Origin of the sequence: Streptomyces sp. NPDC058671, assembly GCF_042716475.1 — a bacterium.
Classification (GTDB): Bacteria; Actinomycetota; Actinomycetes; order Streptomycetales; family Streptomycetaceae; genus Streptomyces.
Map to the genome: position 1 here is coordinate 21108 of NZ_JBHXSA010000007.1, position 15198 is coordinate 36305.

Consider the following 15198-nt stretch of genomic DNA (forward strand, 5'->3'; position numbering starts at 1 on the left):
GCTGTGCGGTTACTTGAAGGAGACCTCGGCGAAGTTCTCCTGCGTCAGCGGGGAGACCTTCGGCGGGTTGACGTTCTTGGCGAACGCGATGGCCGGCGGCGAGGAGGAGATCGGGAGACCCGGCAGGTACTCCATGATCGCCTCGTTGGCCTTCTTGTAGGCCTCCACGCGCTGGGCCGGGTCGGCGATCTTGGAGGCGCCGTTCACGGCGGCGAAGACCTTGGCGTCGTTGAAGCCCCACTGCTTCTCCTGCTTGGAGAACCAGGTGCCGATGAAGTTGAAGCCGTCGTTGAAGTCACCGGTCCAGCCGAGCATGTGCAGGTCGCACGAGCCGGCCTCGGTGGCGTCCAGGTAGTCCGGGGCCCACTTCATCGGCTTCGGGGTGACGGTGATGCCGGCCTTCTCCAGGTCGGCCTTCATCAGCTCGAACATGTCCTGCGGGGCGGGCATGTACGGGCGGGTGACCTCGGTCGGGTAGCAGAACTCGACCTTGAGCGCGGGCTCGCCGGCGCTCTTGAGGAGCGCCTTGGACTTGGCGGTGTCGAACGCGTACGTCTTCACCTTGTCCGAGAAGCCGGCGACGGTGGCGGGCATGAACTGCGTGGCCACCTTGCCGCCCTCGGGCAGCTGGGTCTTCACGATGTTCTCGCGGTCGATGGCGTGCGCGATGGCCTGCCGGACCTGGGGCTTCTTCAGCGCGGCGTTCTTGCCCTGGCTCATGCCGACGTAGAAGAGGTTGAAGACGTCACGGGTCGGAACCGCGTAGCCCTCCTTCTCCAGCGTCTTCACGTCCGCGGGCGACACCAGGTCGTAGCCGTCGATGTCACCGGCCTGGAGGGCCTGACGACGGCCTTCCTCGGTGTCGATGGTGCGGAAGACCAGGTTCTTGATCTTGGCCTTGTCGCCCCAGTAGCCGTCGAAGCGCTCCAGGGAGACTTCCTTGTTGCCCTTGTTCCACTTGGTGATCTTGTACGGGCCGGTGCCGGCGACCGTGCCGGCCTCCTGGCTGTACTTGGGGTACGTGATGGCGTCGCCCTTGGCGGACGCGTCCTGCTTCGCGTACTCCTTGAGCGCCTTCGGCGAGTGGATCGCCAGCGCCTGGAGGGAGAAACCGCCCGGCAGCTGCGCGGAGGGCTCGTTGACCTCGATGACGGCGGTCTTCTCGTCCTTCGCGGTGCAGGACTTGTAGTTCGCCTTCGGCGCCTCGGGGTCCTCGTTCTTCGCGAAGCCGCCCATGATGGACTGCCAGTAGTACGAGACGGCGCTGGACTGGTAGGTGCCCTTCCAGTTGAACCAGTGGTTGTAGTTCGCGCAGACGGCGGCGGCGTTGAACGCCTCGCCGTCGTGGAACTTGACACCCTGGCGCAGGTTGAAGGTCCACACCGTGCCGGCCGGGTTGCTCGACCAGGTCTCGGCGAGGCCGCCGACGAGCTTGCTGCCGCCGGACTCGTGCTCCAGGAGCGCTTCGAAGGCCTGCCGGGTCACCCGGAAGGTCTCGCCGTCGCTGGCGAGAGCGGGGTCCAGGGAACCCGGGTCACCGGCACCCGCGAACACGAACGTGTCCTTCGCACCGGCCTTGTCACCGTCCCCTCGCTCGCTGGAGCAACCCGTGACGACCAGGGTGACGGCTGCCGCCACCGTGATCGCCCGGACCGTACGGGACTTGGTTATGCGCATGGGTCCACCCCGGGTTCACCGTCTGAGAGGTTGTGACCGGCCGAACACTACAGACGGGCATCCAACTGGAGAACAGTCCGGATAACGGTGATACCTAGTCGAGACCCGGACACTCGCCAAACCGGTCAGATCCCGGACAAGTGCGCCGGCGGTTTTAACAGCGTTGTCATCTCGGCGAGTTCGCGCGGACCTCCCCGTCGTCTGATCGATCGGACGGCGGGGGGGAAGCGATCGACGGTTCGGGGACCGGGGCGCCCCGGTCAGCGGTGCTGCGGCGGGTAGCCGTACCCGGGGGCGGGCGCCGGGCCGCGCCCCGCGTGCGCCTCGCGGTCGTAGAAGGGGCGCCCGTTCGCCCGCAGCCACAGGGCCACCGGGTCGTACGCGTCGGACAGGGCGACCGTCGAGACGGGCAGCCCGGCGGGTACGGCGCCGATCGACTGGCGCATCATCGCGCGGACCGTGTCGACGGCCGCGGGGGACGTGTCGTACAGGTCGAGACCGATGGCGAGGTACGGGGAGCCGAGCGCGGGCTGCACCCAGCCGCGGCGCAGCGCCCGGACGGCCGGGGTGCGGTGCGCGTTCTGCGTGAGCAGGGCGTAGAACTGCGGGATCTCCAGGGCGGGCTCGCTGACCCGCAGCGGCCCGGCGGGCATCCGGTCGAGGCCGGTGGCGATCCGGCGCAGGTCGGCCCAGGGGATGCCGACGCCGCCGCCGGGGGCGTGCGGATTGAGCCAGACGCCCCAGCGGTCGGGGTAGAGGGCGCGGGCGATCTCCCGGCCGGTGACGAGCTCGTGGGCGCGGGTCCAGCCGGAGGCGGAGAGTTCCTGCGCGGAGGTGACGCAGGGCGCGTAGCCGAAGCCGTCGACCTCCATGTTGCCGTACTGGGCGTCGGACGCGCCGGGAGAGCCGTGCCAGAGCAGCATCCAGAGCTCGCCGTCTGCGAGGGCGTGCAGGAGCTGCTCGTACGCGTCGTAGCGTCCGGGTGCCACCTGGCGCAGCATGTGCTCGACCTGTCCGGTCGCCGCGGTGCCTGACGCGCTCACCCTGGGTCCCACCCCTCTTCCGTTCACCACGTTCGTCCAGCCGACGATTCAGTTCAGCTTAAACAGGTCGTCCGTCACCCGGCGGTGCGCTGGTAGAAGGGGCGCACCCGCTCCAGCATCCAGTCGCCGACCGGGTCCTGCGCCATGTCGAGCAGGATGAGGTTGACCGGCCAGGCGACCTCGACCCGGCCCAGGGCGCGGCCGAGGGCGTCCAGGGGCGCGTGGCGGTCGACGCCGTCCCAGGCGGCGAGCTGGACGCCGACGAAGAGGGCGGGTTCGGTGCCCTCGACGCTGGCGAGGGCACGGCGGGCGCTGGTCACGACGCCGGTGGCCTCGAACTCGGCGGAGGCGGCGGCGAGGAAGTCGACGGGGTCGTCCTGCCAGTCGGGTTCGAAGAGCCGGACACGGCCGCCGGTGGCGGGGCCGTCGAGCGGGGTGCGGCCGACGCGGCAGAGCTCGGCGACGGCGGGCGGGGGCAGCGGGACGCCGACGGTGCCGCCGGGGTTCACGGCGATGCCGAGCTGCGGGGGCAGACCGCGGGCGAAGTCGCGGGCGGGCGCGACGGTGAACGACATGTGGGTGCCGACGCAGGCGAGGAACTGCTGCTCGGAGCTGAAGACGGGGACGTAGGCCGCGCCGTCGATCTCCATGGTGGCGAGGTCGAGGTCGGGGCTCTCGGGTCCGCCGCCGTTGGGCAGGGGGACCCAGATGGGGCTGCGCCCGAGCACCTCGACCAGGCGGCCGCCGGCCGCCGGGTTGCCGAGTGAGGCGGCAAGGACCTCTTCGAGCTCGTTGCCCGGCCACGTCACGTCCACGGTCCCGTTTCCCCTTCTCGCACGGCCTGCCGCACCGGCCGCCCCGGCAGCACCCTAACGCCGCCTCGGCGTGGCCGTGGCGGAAAGGGTACGGAAACGAGGGTGCCGGGGGCCCCGCGCGTCCCTCAGGCGGCCTCCCGGAAGCCGATCCTCCGCAGGGCGTCCGCCGCGTCCCGGTCGAGCAGGGTGGCGGAGGCGCAGCCGTGCGGGAGGCGGCCGGACTCGGCGGCCTCGACGAGCCGGCCGACGGCCCGCCGGTGCCGGGCGAAGGCGTAGGCGGAGACACCTCGGCCGCGGGCGCGCTGGCCCTCGCGCGCGATGCCCGGGGGGACGTCGAGGAGGAGCAGGTGCAGGGCCCGGCCGCGGCGGCGGGCCTCGCGGGCGAGCCAGCCGCGCACCCAGGACTGGGTGCCGCAGTCGTGCACGATCACCCCGGCGCCGGAGCGCAGGGCGCGGTGGAGCGCCGCGTAGTGCGCGAGCCGGACCAGGGGGCGGTAGACGGCGTACGGCAGGAGGCGGGGCATCCGGGCCTCCCAGTGCTCGCGGACGTCCTGGGAGTCGATGCCGGTGCCCTCGGCGGCTCGCTTCATGAGGGTCGACTTGCCGCTGCCGGGCAGTCCTGAGACGACGACGAGGTCACCGGCCGCGAAGGTGAGGGCGTGCGGACCCCGGCCGCCGAGCCGACGGAGGTCCCGCAGGATCCGGCCGCGGCCCCGGGTCCTGGCGCGGGCCCGCTGGGACGGTATGCCCGTGCTCGGCGCGCACGCGCCGCTGTGCTGGATCCTCATCGCTTCTCCCCCTGCCGGGCCTCGGGAGACCCTTGCCCACAAAGTGTAAAGAAGTGGTAATGGGACACAAGCGATATGCCCCGCGAAGCTCGCGTGCAATGATGTGCCCGCCAGGCGCGCACAGTCGCCACACAATCGCATACCGGCCGCTCGAATCCGCGCGGGAGAGTTCCGGACCGCCCAGCGTGTCCGGACGCCGAAGGAGCAAGACCCTCCCTTGAATCTCTCAGGCCCCGTACCGCGCGGATGAGGCAGATCTGAAAAGCGGGACACCCTGCTGTGTCCCCACCCAAGGTGCAAGCCGAACTCTCGGAGACGAGATGCCCTCGGTGAACCTCTCAGGTTCCATGACAGATGGGGAGGACGTCCTCGCCGTCATGTGTTCGTCACCGATCACGCCCTTGGGACCCGGGAGCCACCCCATGAGCACTGCCCCCCGCCTGACCGCCCTCGATGCCCTGCATCGTTCCCTGGGCGCGACCATGACCGACTTCGCCGGCTGGGACATGCCGCTCCGGTACGGCAGCGAGCGCGACGAGCACCTCGCCGTCCGCACGAGGGCGGGTCTCTTCGACCTCTCCCACATGGGCGAGATCACCGTCACCGGCCCGGAGGCCGTCGCGCTCCTCGACCACGCCCTCGTCGGCAACATCTCCACGGTGGGCAACGGCCGCGCCCGCTATACGATGATCTGCCAGGAGGACGGCGGCATCCTCGACGACCTGATCGTGTACCGGCTCGGCGAGACCACGTACATGGTCGTCGCCAACGCCTCCAACGCCCAGGTCGTCCTGGACGCGCTGACCGAGCGCGCGGAGGGCTTCGACGCCGAGGTGCGCGACGACCGTGACGCGTACGCCCTGATCGCCGTCCAGGGCCCGGAGTCCCCCGGCATCCTGAAGTCGGTCACCGACGCCGACCTGGACGGTCTGAAGTACTACGCGGGCCTGCCCGGCACGGTCGCGGGCGTGCCCGCCCTGATCGCCCGTACCGGGTACACCGGCGAGGACGGCTTCGAGCTGTTCCTGAAGCCCGAGCACGCCGAGACCGTCTGGAAGGCGCTGACCGACGCGGGCGAGGGCGTCGGCCTGATCCCCTGCGGCCTGTCCTGCCGCGACACGCTCCGCCTGGAGGCGGGCATGCCGCTGTACGGCCACGAGCTGACCCGGGCCCTCACCCCCTTCGACGCGGGCCTCGGCCGGGTCGTGAAGTTCGAGAAGACGACCAACGACGGTCGTTTCGTCGGCCGTGAGGCGCTGGAGAAGGCCGCCGAGCGCGCCGAGACCGCGCCGCCGCGCAGGCTCGTCGGCCTGGTCGCCGAGGGCCGCCGCGTCCCGCGCGCGGGTTTCTCCGTCGTCAAGGACGGTGAGGTGATCGGCGAGGTCACCTCCGGTGCCCCGTCCCCGACCCTCGGGAAGCCGATCGCGATGGCGTACGTGGACGCGGCGCACGCCGAGCCCGGCACCCAGGGTGTAGGTGTGGACATCCGCGGCACCCACGAGCCGTACGAGGTCGTGGCGCTGCCCTTCTACAAGCGCCGGAAGTGACGCTCCGCACGAGCCGGACGTGACGCATCCGTCTCACGTCGCGTCTCATCCCGCAAGACCCACGTTCATCAGTACTCCCCCGATCCAGGAGAATCAGGCCATGAGCAACCCCCAGCAGCTGCGGTACACCAAGGAGCACGAGTGGCTGTCGGACGCCGAGGACGGCGTCGCGACCGTCGGCATCACCGAGTTCGCCGCCAACGCGCTCGGTGACGTCGTCTACGCCCAGCTCCCCGCCGTCGGCGACACCGTCACCGCGGGTGAGACCTGCGGCGAGCTGGAGTCGACGAAGTCCGTGAGCGACCTGTACTCCCCCGTGACGGGTGAGATCGTCGCCGCCAACCAGGACGTGGTGGACGACCCGTCCCTGGTGAACACGGCTCCGTTCGAGGGTGGCTGGCTGTTCAAGGTGCGCGTCACGGAGACGCCGGACGACCTGCTCTCCGCCGACGCGTACGCCGAGTTCTCCGCCGGGAACTGAGACCGGGCCCGAGACCCCTTAGGGATCGCTTCATGTCGCTTCTGAACACTCCCCTCCACGAGCTGGACCCGGACGTCGCCGCCGCCGTCGACGCCGAGCTCCGCCGTCAGCAGTCCACCCTCGAGATGATCGCCTCGGAGAACTTCGCTCCGGTCGCCGTCATGGAGGCGCAGGGCTCCGTCCTCACCAACAAGTACGCCGAGGGCTACCCGGGCCGCCGTTACTACGGTGGCTGCGAGCACGTCGACGTCGCCGAGCAGATCGCGATCGACCGGGTCAAGGACCTGTTCGGCGCCGAGTACGCCAACGTCCAGCCGCACTCCGGCGCCTCCGCGAACCAGGCCGCCCTCTTCGCGATCGCCCAGCCCGGCGACACGATCCTGGGTCTGGACCTGGCGCACGGCGGTCACCTCACCCACGGCATGCGCCTGAACTTCTCCGGCAAGCAGTTCAACGTGGTCGCCTACCACGTGGACGAGGCCGGTCGGGTCGACATGGCCGAGGTCGAGCGCCTCGCCAAGGAGAACCGCCCGAAGGTGATCATCGCGGGCTGGTCCGCCTACCCGCGCCAGCTGGACTTCGCCGAGTTCCGCCGGATCGCCGACGAGGTCGAGGCCAAGCTGTGGGTCGACATGGCCCACTTCGCGGGCCTGGTCGCCGCCGGTCTGCACCCGAACCCGGTCGAGTACGCGGACGTGGTGACCTCCACCACGCACAAGACGCTCGGCGGCCCCCGCGGCGGCATCATCCTGGCGAAGAAGGAGTTCGCGAAGAAGCTGAACTCCTCGGTCTTCCCCGGCTTCCAGGGCGGCCCGCTGGAGCACGTGATCGCGGCCAAGGCCGTCTCCTTCAAGGTCGCGGCCTCGGAGGAGTTCAAGGAGCGCCAGCAGCGCACCCTGGACGGCGCCCGCATCATCGCCGAGCGCCTGGTCCAGGACGACGTCACCGCACACGGCGTCTCCGTCCTGTCCGGCGGTACGGACGTCCACCTGCTCCTCGTCGACCTGCGCGACAGCGAGCTGGACGGCCAGCAGGCCGAGGACCGTCTCCACGAGGTAGGCATCACGGTCAACCGGAACGCCGTCCCGAACGATCCGCGCCCGCCGATGGTCACCTCCGGCCTGCGGATCGGCACGCCGGCGCTCGCCACCCGCGGCTTCGGCGCCGAGGACTTCACCGAGGTCGCCGACATCATCGCGGAGACCCTGAAGCCCGGCTTCGACGCCGAGTCGCTGAAGGCCCGGGTGACGGCGCTCGCCGACAAGCACCCGCTGTACCCCGGTCTGAAGTAATTTCGTACGCTTTAGTTCCACCTTTCGTCGGTACGACGTTCCGGGGCATCGCGCACACTGGACAGTGAGCGCGGTGCCCCACCCCCTTTCCCCCGCTTCCCCCGCACGGTTCTGCACCACCCCGGCAGACAACGGCGTCAGCCCCCCACAAGGAGTTCTCCGTGGCCATCTCGGTCTTCGACCTGTTCTCGATCGGCATCGGCCCGTCCAGCTCCCACACGGTGGGCCCCATGCGCGCCGCCCGGATGTTCGCCCGGCGGCTGAAGAACGAGGGCCTGCTCACCCACACCGCCTCGATACGGGCCGAGCTGTACGGCTCGCTCGGCGCCACCGGTCACGGCCACGGCACCCCGAAGGCCGTCCTGCTCGGCCTGGAGGGCAGCTCGCCCCGCACCGTGGACGTGGAGACCGCCGACGCCGAGGTCGAGCGGATCAGGACGAGCGGCCGGATCAACCTCCTCGGCGCGCACGAGATCCCCTTCGACTTCGACGCCGACCTGATCCTGCACCGGCGCAAGGCGCTCCCGTACCACGCCAACGGGATGACGATCTTCGCGTACGACGCGGACGGCGGCACCGTCCTGGAGAAGACGTACTACTCGGTGGGCGGCGGCTTCGTCGTCGACGAGGACGCCGTCGCGGGCGAGAACCCGATCGTCCCCGACGACACCGTCCTGAAGTACCCCTTCCGCACCGGTGACGAGCTGCTGCGTCTCGCGAAGGAGACCGGCCTCTCGATCTCCGCGATGATGATGGAGAACGAGAAGGCCTGGCGCACCGAGGACGAGATCCGCGCGGGCCTCCTGGAGATCTGGCGGGTCATGCAGGCCTGCGTCTCGCGCGGCATGTCGCGCGAGGGCATCCTTCCCGGCGGTCTCAAGGTCCGCCGCCGCGCCGCGAACTCCGCCCGCAAGCTGCGCTCCGAGGGCGACCCGGCGGCGCACTCCATGGAGTGGATCACCCTCTACGCGATGGCCGTGAACGAGGAGAACGCGGCGGGCGGCCGGGTGGTCACCGCCCCGACGAACGGCGCGGCCGGCATCATCCCGGCGGTCCTGCACTACTACATGAACTTCGCGGCCGGCAGCGCCTCCCCGGAGGAGAAGGAGGACGGCGTGGTCCGCTTCCTGCTCGCGGCGGGCGCGATCGGCATGCTGTTCAAGGAGAACGCCTCGATCTCCGGCGCCGAGGTCGGCTGCCAGGGCGAGGTCGGCTCGGCCTGCTCGATGGCGGCGGGCGCGCTCGCCGAGGTCCTCGGCGGCTCCCCGGAGCAGGTGGAGAACGCGGCCGAGATCGGCATGGAGCACAACCTGGGCCTGACCTGCGACCCGGTCGGCGGCCTGGTCCAGATCCCGTGCATCGAACGGAACGGCATGGCGGCGGTCAAGGCCGTCACGGCGGCGAAGATGTCGATGCGCGGCGACGGCAGCCACATGGTCTCCCTGGACAAGGTCATCAAGACCATGAAGGAGACCGGCGCGGACATGAGCGTGAAGTACAAGGAGACCGCGCGCGGCGGTCTCGCGGTGAACATCATCGAGTGCTGAGGTTCCGGCCCGATTCCGCACGACCGCCCCGACGGCTGCGGCGCCGGCCGACCGGGTCACCGGAGCCGGTCGGCGCTCAGGGCCTTTCGTCGCCCTCTCGGGCGGAGAGGGCGGCAGCGACCACCCCGTCGATGCTTCCGGTCTTGGCCCGCCTCGCGTCTCCCAGTCTCGCTCGGATCAGGTATCCCAGCTGGAAGCGGCTCTCGGCCCGGAAACTCTCCATGACCTCCGCGATGTGCTTCCTGCACGTGCGCAGGGACATGCCGAGCCTCCTCGCGATCACCTCGTCCTTCATGCCCTCCGTGAGCAGCCGCACGATCGTCTGCTTGGCCTCCGTCGTGATCACGGGGGTGCCGAAGTGGCCGGGGTTGAGTGGGGTGGCCTGCACCCACGAGTGATCGAAGACCGCGCACAGACAGCTGACGGTGGAGAGGTCCTGGACGACGACCACGCCGTCCCTCCCGTCGGCCCGGGGGATGAACGCCACCTCCTGGTCGACAATCGTCAGCCTGCCGAACAGTTCGGGCAGGGTACGGACCTGGGCGCCCGACGAGGCGAGATGGTTCACGTAGTCCTGGGTGACAGCCTCGTGGCGGGCGGAGTGCTGGTAGAGGGTCCGCATCCGGACGCCACGCCCGAGAAGGGACAGGTCGCGATCATTCGCCTGCTCCATGCGCTCTGACGGCACTTCCCTGCCGCGTTCGCAGGTCAGCACCTCCACCCGGGAGCGGGCCAGAGCGTCATCGATCAGTTCGGTCGCGGCCGTGCGGCCGTGCACTTCCTGGATCGGTGTCTGTCTCCGCCGATCGCGTCGGACCTCTGCGTAGATCGACCCCAGGACGTCGAAGTCCCCCTTGAGTTCGTCGATCCGCGCCAACTGGGCGCGCAAGTCCGCCTCGGCAGTCGTGAACATGACCGCTGCCGCGCTCTCCGGTGCGACGGGCATCAGGCGCCCGTCGCCCGTGTCCCCCGGCAGCGGCCGGAGCAGGTGCCGGTCTCCGAGCGAGGCCGCCGCCCGCAGTACCGCTTCTCCGTCCAACCCGAGGTCCCGCGCGGCCTTCTCGACATCGAGATGCCCATTCTGCGCCGCCCAGCGGAAGACGTCGATTTCCCGCCTGCCCAACCGGCCCAATTCATCGATCAACGGACGTTCCACCATTCCCCCCAGGGAAGATCCTGCACGCAGCTTAGTGCAGGCGGATCTCCCTGGACGGGGATGCGGCGGCCGGGGCAGTCTGAGAGCGCACGAGGAGCTCCGGGAAGATCCTTCTCCGGGGCGCGGCAATACGCCGAGAACTCCGCGATGCGGAGCCCACCTTCATGAAAGAGGTACTGACGATGGCCATGCTCAAGACCGTCCCGTACGCGATCGCCCGCCGCACGAAGATGACGGCCCTGGCCGGCTTCTACAAGTACTGACCTCACCGAGCGCGATCCGCGTACCACCCCGGGCCGGGACGAGGCGCTGTATCTCGACCCGGCCCGGGGCCTTATGCCACACCTCATGGGGGAGTCGATGAATCGACCGCCAGGTCCGCTCGGTGGGCGCTTCGCCGGTAACGGTCCGGCATACGACCAGAATCGTCTGGAATTCATGGTGCGAATGTCGGACAGGTATGGCGCGATCTGGTCATTCGACCGCCACATCGTCGTCGTGGCCGACCCTGTACTCGCCGGGGAGGTCCTCACCCGGACGCACACCGATTTCGGCGCCGAGGTCGACTTCCTCCACCGCAGGCAGAAAGACGACGCGGAGACCCGGCAGCAGTGGGCGTCCTCGCGGGCCGCCCGCATGCGGTCCCTGCGTCCTTCCTCCATGCACACCAGGATTCCCGTGATCGCGGCGGAGCTGAATGGCGAGATCTCCTCCTGGGGAAAGGGCGAGATCGATGTGGTCGACCGTATGCGCTCCCTCACCGCGCGGGTCGGGGCCGTGCTCAGTCTCGGTAGGGACGCCCACCGGGTGGCCGGCCGCGGGCGGGAGCTCTTCGACGCGCTGACGCCGGTCGTCAGCAGGCCCGTGTCCCTGCCGTTGAGCCTTCCGCTCCCGAGCCATCGCCGGGTCGTGCGGGCGAACCGCCGGCTCGAGCGGGTCATCGGCCAGGTGCTCGGCGCTCGACGGGGCGAGGGGCCGCGGGACGCCGAGGACCTCCTGGACGTGCTGATGCAGCCCACCGCCCGGCACGGTGCGCTGCCGGACGCGATCATCCGCCAGACTCTCGCGGCCACGCTGCTCGCCGCGGAGAACACCTCGGCAGCCGGCTTCGGATGGACCGTCCACGAGCTGGCACGGCACCCCGAACTGCAGGACAGGGTCGCGGCGGAGGCCGAGGCGGCCCTTCCGGCGTCCGGCCCCCTCACGCACGCTCACTACGAGCGGCTGGACCTCACGAGTCGGGTGGTACGCGAAGCGCTCCGCCTCTGGCCGCCCAACTGGATGTTCGCCCGGCACGCCCTGCACGCGACCTCGCTGGGCGGCTACAGGCTGGAGCCCGGAACCAAGGTCATGGTCCCCGCCTACGTGATGCAGCGGGACGCCCGGTGGTTTCCCGACCCGTCGGCATTCGATCCGGACCGCTGGCTGCCCGACGGCTCGGGCGGCGTCGCTCCGCAGTTCGCCTACCTGCCGTTCGGGGCGGGACCACTGATCTGCATGGGAATGGCGTGGAGCCTGATCGAGATGACCCTCGCGACCGCTCTCCTCGCACGCGCCTTTCGCTTTGCGCGTTCCCCGGCCGCCACGGTCGTTCCCGACCCTTCACGCGGGCTCTCGCCCAGCGGGCTGAGGGTACGGCTCACGACGAGGTCGGACCGGAACGCCCCGGCCGGCTCTCCGGCGACCGACCGCGCGGGGGCGGGAGCGCGGTGCCCGGTGAGCGGTAGCACGGAATGAGCACGGCCACCACGTACGGGCAGCTCCTCCGCAATCGCGAGTTCAGCGGACTCTTCGCGGCGCATACCGTGTCGATTCTCGGTGACGTCCTGACCAAGGTGGCTCTGTCGGTCCTTGTCTACGATCGCACCGATTCCGCTTTCATGGCCGCCCTCACCTTCGCACTCGGCTTCGTACCCCAGCTTCTCACCGCCGCCCTGGCGTCAGCGGTTGTCGATATGGTGCCCGCCCGCCGGCTCATGCTGATCGGCGATCTGGGGCGAATGGCCTGTGTACTGGCGATGACCGTACCCGGAATGCCCATTCCGGTACTGCTCGTCCTGGTCACCGCGTCGGGAGCGCTTTCTCCCTTGTTCCGGGCCGCAAGGCAGGTGATGCTCCCCGAGATCATCGGCATGAGCGGATACCCCCTCGCGAGATCCATGTTCTCCGGAGCCGTCCAGATCGGCCAGATAGCGGGTTTCGGTCTCGGTGGAGCGTTGCTGATCGTCGTGACGCCGAGAACGACCCTGTTCATCGACGCCGCCACCTTCGCCTTCTCCCTCACGACGGTGCTGATGTTCGTCCGCCCGAGACCTGCCGGCGCCGACACCGCGGACCACGGATCGGGCATGGTCCGCGAGACCGTCCGGGGAAACCGGTCGATCCTCAACGACCCGGTCCTGCGTCGTCTCCTGCTTCTCCAGTGGGTACCGACCGCCCTCATCGTCCTGCCGGAAGGACTCGCCGCGCCCTACGCCGCCGAGTGGGGAGGCGGGCCCGGAAGCGTGGGGCTCCTCCTGGCCTGCCCGGCGGTCGGCACCGTGATCGGCGAGGCGGTCGTCGCCCGGTTCCTGGGGCCGGAGGAACGGTGCCGGCGGGTCCCGGCCCTGATCGTCCTGGCGGGGGCGCCCCTGCTCCTCTTCGCCTTCGGTCCGTCCCTGCCCGTGGCACTGGCCCTGCTTTTCGTCAGCGGCGCCGGAACGGCCTTCGCGCTCCCCCTCGACCAGCTGTACGTGGAGCGCGTGGCCGACCGGCTGAGAGGCCGGGCGATGACGCTCACCGGAGCGGGCTCGATCGCCGCCCAAGGGATCGGCCTGGCGGCAGGCGGGTTGATGGCGGACTGGATGCCCCTGCGGTGGGTGTTCGCGAGCGCCGGGACGGCGGCGCTGCTGACGGCTGCGCTCATCGGCCGGCATCGCCCCTGGCGCGTCACCCCGCACAAGTCGCCCCGCGCGGATCCGGAGGCGACCGAGGCGGTCGACAATCCGGCCGCCCGTCCCTCAGCTCGATCGACCGAAGGGTAGATCCCGTGTCCGCTCCCCTGGGAACCGTGGCGGGTGCCACGTGGCGTCATCTCCCCCCTGCCGCCCCTCTCGGCCTCGCCTTCGACCCGGCGCGGCTCGCGGCCGAGGTCCACGACCTCGCCGATCTCACCTGGCGACCGAACCGCCCGGTGCATCAGAACGGACTGGGCGAGGAGGACACCTTCGACTGGAAGATCATTCCCCTGCGTTCGCCGGCGGGAAGCGTTCTGCGCACGGATCCCGGTGGCGCCGGCCTCGAGGATCACCTCGACACTCCCGTACTCGACCGCTGCCCCTACCTCGCCGAGGTCCTGGCCGGCTTCCCCGCACCGCTGCACAGCGCCCGCCTCATGGCGCTCGGGCCGGGGTCGGAGACCCACGAGCACAGCGACGGGCACACCAACTTCCCCTGGGGATTCCTGCGTCTGCACATCCCCGTGGTGACCCAGAGCGGCGCCGAGCTCGTGGTGGACGGCACGACGTACCACTGGGAGGCCGGACAGCTCTGGTACGCGGATTTCGACCGCCCCCACATCGCCAGGAACCGGGGTGCCGAACGTCGGATCCACCTCGTGGTGGACACCGTCCCGACTCCGGCCCTGATGTCGCTCTTCCCGGCCGGTTTCCTTGCCGAGCTCCCGTGGAGCGACGTCCTCATGACCCGCGAACCGGTCCCGCTGCAGCCCTTCGAGCAACAGGCGCTGCGCTGCGAGGTCGGAGTTCCCGCCGACTTCCCGGACTGGTCGGACGACTCCGGAGCCGACCCGGAGGACAGCCTGCCGGGATCCGTCGACGTACGGGACGGGCGGCTCGTGCTCTGCATCGCGGGTGAACCCCGCTTCGGCCTCGTACACATCGGGAATGCCGAGTTCCGGCTCCAGGGCTGGACCGAGGAGCGGACCATCGTGCTGGACCTCGCACGCGCCGAGCCCGTCGCGCGGTTCCGAGTCCGCTGCGGGCGCTCCCTCGACGAGTACGTGCGGCCGGCGAAACCGGTTCCCCACGGCGTCCCGATGCCATGACGGCAAAGGCTCCCGGACCGCTCGGGCGCGGTGTGGAGATGAGACCGGCCGTCCTCGACGACGCCGCTGCCCTCGCGGTGGCGCTGGCACGCAATCGCGCCTACCTGCGACCGTGGGAGCCTGCCCGGCCGGAGGAGTACTTCACCGAGCTCGGACAGCGGTCCCGGCTCGTGCATCAGCTCGCGCAGCGGCACGCCGGCCACTGCATGCCATGGGTGCTCGTCATGGTGGACGAGGCACGGATCGTCGGTGGCATCTCCCTGTCCAAGATCACGCTGGGGCCCCTCCGCAGCGCGGGCGTCGGCTACTGGATCGACAGCGGGTGGGCCGGCCGGGGTCTGGCGACGGCGGCCGTCGAAGCCGCCTGCCGGAGCGCGCTGAGCGACTTCGCCCTGCACCGGGTGGAGGCGGGCACTCTGCCGGACAACCTGGCCTCGCAGCGCGTCCTGGAGAAAGCCGGATTCCAGCAGTACGGAACAGCGCCGGAGTATCTGCACGTCGACGGCGCCTGGCGAGACCACCGGCTCTACCAGCGCATTCTTCACGACGGTCCGCCCGCCTGAGCCCACCCGCCGGGGCGCCGCAGTGGCTGCGCTGCTCCCGTCGCACAGTCGCTGACCGTACGGGCGGCGCCCTCCCCCAGGGTCTGGGCGGGATCGGGACGGCGCCCAGCGGTCTCCCGCCCCGACGCCGGTATCTAGGGCCGCGAGGTGAGAATTTGCCGTACGGCGCGAGAAGGCTTCTTACCCTAAAGAACTGCGCGGGGTTATCTCTCGCACACGGACTGATGCGGCGTGCTACTGTCGA

13 protein-coding genes and 1 riboswitch are annotated in these 15198 nt (G+C 70.3%); of the genes, 8 read left to right on the forward strand and 5 right to left on the reverse strand.

Annotated elements, in window-relative coordinates:
- Positions 1–9: 9 nt before the first annotated feature.
- The 4 genes from ACFWV2_RS10745 to ACFWV2_RS10760 form a co-directional block, all read right to left on the reverse strand.
- The gene (locus tag ACFWV2_RS10745; protein WP_384404682.1) at positions 10–1677 is read right to left on the reverse strand and encodes an ABC transporter substrate-binding protein; all 1668 of its coding nucleotides are present in this window, start codon (positions 1675–1677) and stop codon (positions 10–12) included.
- Between the two features lie 260 nt (positions 1678–1937).
- A complete protein-coding gene (locus tag ACFWV2_RS10750) occupies positions 1938–2720 on the reverse strand; it encodes an enhanced serine sensitivity protein SseB C-terminal domain-containing protein (protein ID WP_384404683.1) in 783 nt (260 codons plus the stop codon).
- Positions 2721–2794: 74 nt separating this feature from the next.
- Complete coding sequence (locus tag ACFWV2_RS10755; RefSeq protein ID WP_384404684.1) at positions 2795–3535, reverse strand: enhanced serine sensitivity protein SseB; 741 nt, start codon at positions 3533–3535, stop codon at positions 2795–2797.
- A 125-nt stretch (positions 3536–3660) separates the two neighbouring features.
- Complete coding sequence (locus ACFWV2_RS10760) at positions 3661–4323, reverse strand: AAA family ATPase (protein WP_384404685.1); 663 nt, start codon at positions 4321–4323, stop codon at positions 3661–3663.
- Between the two features lie 151 nt (positions 4324–4474).
- Positions 4475–4574, forward strand: a riboswitch (glycine riboswitch).
- 171 nt (positions 4575–4745) lie between these two features.
- Between ACFWV2_RS10760 and gcvT the strand changes: the two genes are divergently transcribed.
- The 4 genes from gcvT (at position 4746) to ACFWV2_RS10780 (ending at position 9190) form a co-directional block, all read left to right on the forward strand.
- Positions 4746–5870: a glycine cleavage system aminomethyltransferase GcvT gene (gene gcvT, locus ACFWV2_RS10765; protein ID WP_384404686.1), complete on the forward strand. Its 1125-nt coding sequence runs from the start codon at positions 4746–4748 to the stop codon at positions 5868–5870.
- A gap of 100 nt (positions 5871–5970) precedes the next feature.
- Positions 5971–6351 carry a glycine cleavage system protein GcvH gene (gene gcvH, locus ACFWV2_RS10770; RefSeq protein WP_360786372.1) on the forward strand — a complete coding sequence of 127 codons (381 nt, stop codon included), beginning with the start codon at positions 5971–5973 and terminating at the stop codon, positions 6349–6351.
- Positions 6352–6383: 32 nt separating this feature from the next.
- Positions 6384–7643 (forward strand): serine hydroxymethyltransferase, encoded by a 1260-nt coding sequence (gene glyA / locus ACFWV2_RS10775; protein WP_360786370.1) that lies wholly within the window; start codon positions 6384–6386, stop codon positions 7641–7643.
- A gap of 161 nt (positions 7644–7804) precedes the next feature.
- The gene (locus tag ACFWV2_RS10780; protein WP_384404687.1) at positions 7805–9190 is read left to right on the forward strand and encodes an L-serine ammonia-lyase; all 1386 of its coding nucleotides are present in this window, start codon (positions 7805–7807) and stop codon (positions 9188–9190) included.
- A gap of 76 nt (positions 9191–9266) precedes the next feature.
- Here the strand turns inward: ACFWV2_RS10780 and ACFWV2_RS10785 are convergent, their stop codons facing one another.
- On the reverse strand, positions 9267–10334 hold the full coding sequence (locus ACFWV2_RS10785) for a LuxR family transcriptional regulator (RefSeq protein ID WP_384404688.1): 1068 nt from the start codon (positions 10332–10334) through the stop codon (positions 9267–9269).
- A gap of 372 nt (positions 10335–10706) precedes the next feature.
- Here ACFWV2_RS10785 and ACFWV2_RS10790 point away from each other — a divergent pair, with 372 nt between their 5' ends.
- From ACFWV2_RS10790 to ACFWV2_RS10805, 4 genes are read left to right on the forward strand one after another with little or no spacing between them, the layout of a single operon-like run.
- On the forward strand, positions 10707–12083 hold the full coding sequence (locus ACFWV2_RS10790) for a cytochrome P450 (protein WP_384404689.1): 1377 nt from the start codon (positions 10707–10709) through the stop codon (positions 12081–12083).
- A complete protein-coding gene (locus ACFWV2_RS10795; RefSeq protein WP_384404690.1) occupies positions 12080–13369 on the forward strand; it encodes an MFS transporter in 1290 nt (429 codons plus the stop codon). The genes ACFWV2_RS10790 and ACFWV2_RS10795 overlap by 4 nt, the downstream gene beginning before the upstream one ends.
- Positions 13370–13374: 5 nt before the next feature.
- Positions 13375–14391: an aspartyl/asparaginyl beta-hydroxylase domain-containing protein gene (locus ACFWV2_RS10800; RefSeq protein WP_384404691.1), complete on the forward strand. Its 1017-nt coding sequence runs from the start codon at positions 13375–13377 to the stop codon at positions 14389–14391.
- 38 nt (positions 14392–14429) lie between these two features.
- On the forward strand, positions 14430–14954 hold the full coding sequence (locus tag ACFWV2_RS10805; protein WP_384404692.1) for a GNAT family N-acetyltransferase: 525 nt from the start codon (positions 14430–14432) through the stop codon (positions 14952–14954).
- Positions 14955–15198 lie beyond the last annotated feature (244 nt).

Bases quoted from the DNA above. Each gene is read 5' to 3' on its own strand.
- ACFWV2_RS10745 (WP_384404682.1), bottom strand. From the start codon at position 1,677: ATGCGCATAACCAAGTCCCGTACGGTCCGGGCGATCACGGTGGCGGCA.
- ACFWV2_RS10760 (WP_384404685.1), bottom strand. From the start codon at position 4,323: ATGAGGATCCAGCACAGCGGCGCGTGCGCGCCGAGCACGGGCATACCG.
- gcvT (WP_384404686.1), top strand. From the start codon at position 4,746: ATGAGCACTGCCCCCCGCCTGACCGCCCTCGATGCCCTGCATCGTTCC.
- gcvH (WP_360786372.1), top strand. From the start codon at position 5,971: ATGAGCAACCCCCAGCAGCTGCGGTACACCAAGGAGCACGAGTGGCTG.
- glyA (WP_360786370.1), top strand. From the start codon at position 6,384: ATGTCGCTTCTGAACACTCCCCTCCACGAGCTGGACCCGGACGTCGCC.
- ACFWV2_RS10790 (WP_384404689.1), top strand. From the start codon at position 10,707: ATGAATCGACCGCCAGGTCCGCTCGGTGGGCGCTTCGCCGGTAACGGT.
- ACFWV2_RS10795 (WP_384404690.1), top strand. From the start codon at position 12,080: ATGAGCACGGCCACCACGTACGGGCAGCTCCTCCGCAATCGCGAGTTC.
- ACFWV2_RS10805 (WP_384404692.1), top strand. From the start codon at position 14,430: ATGAGACCGGCCGTCCTCGACGACGCCGCTGCCCTCGCGGTGGCGCTG.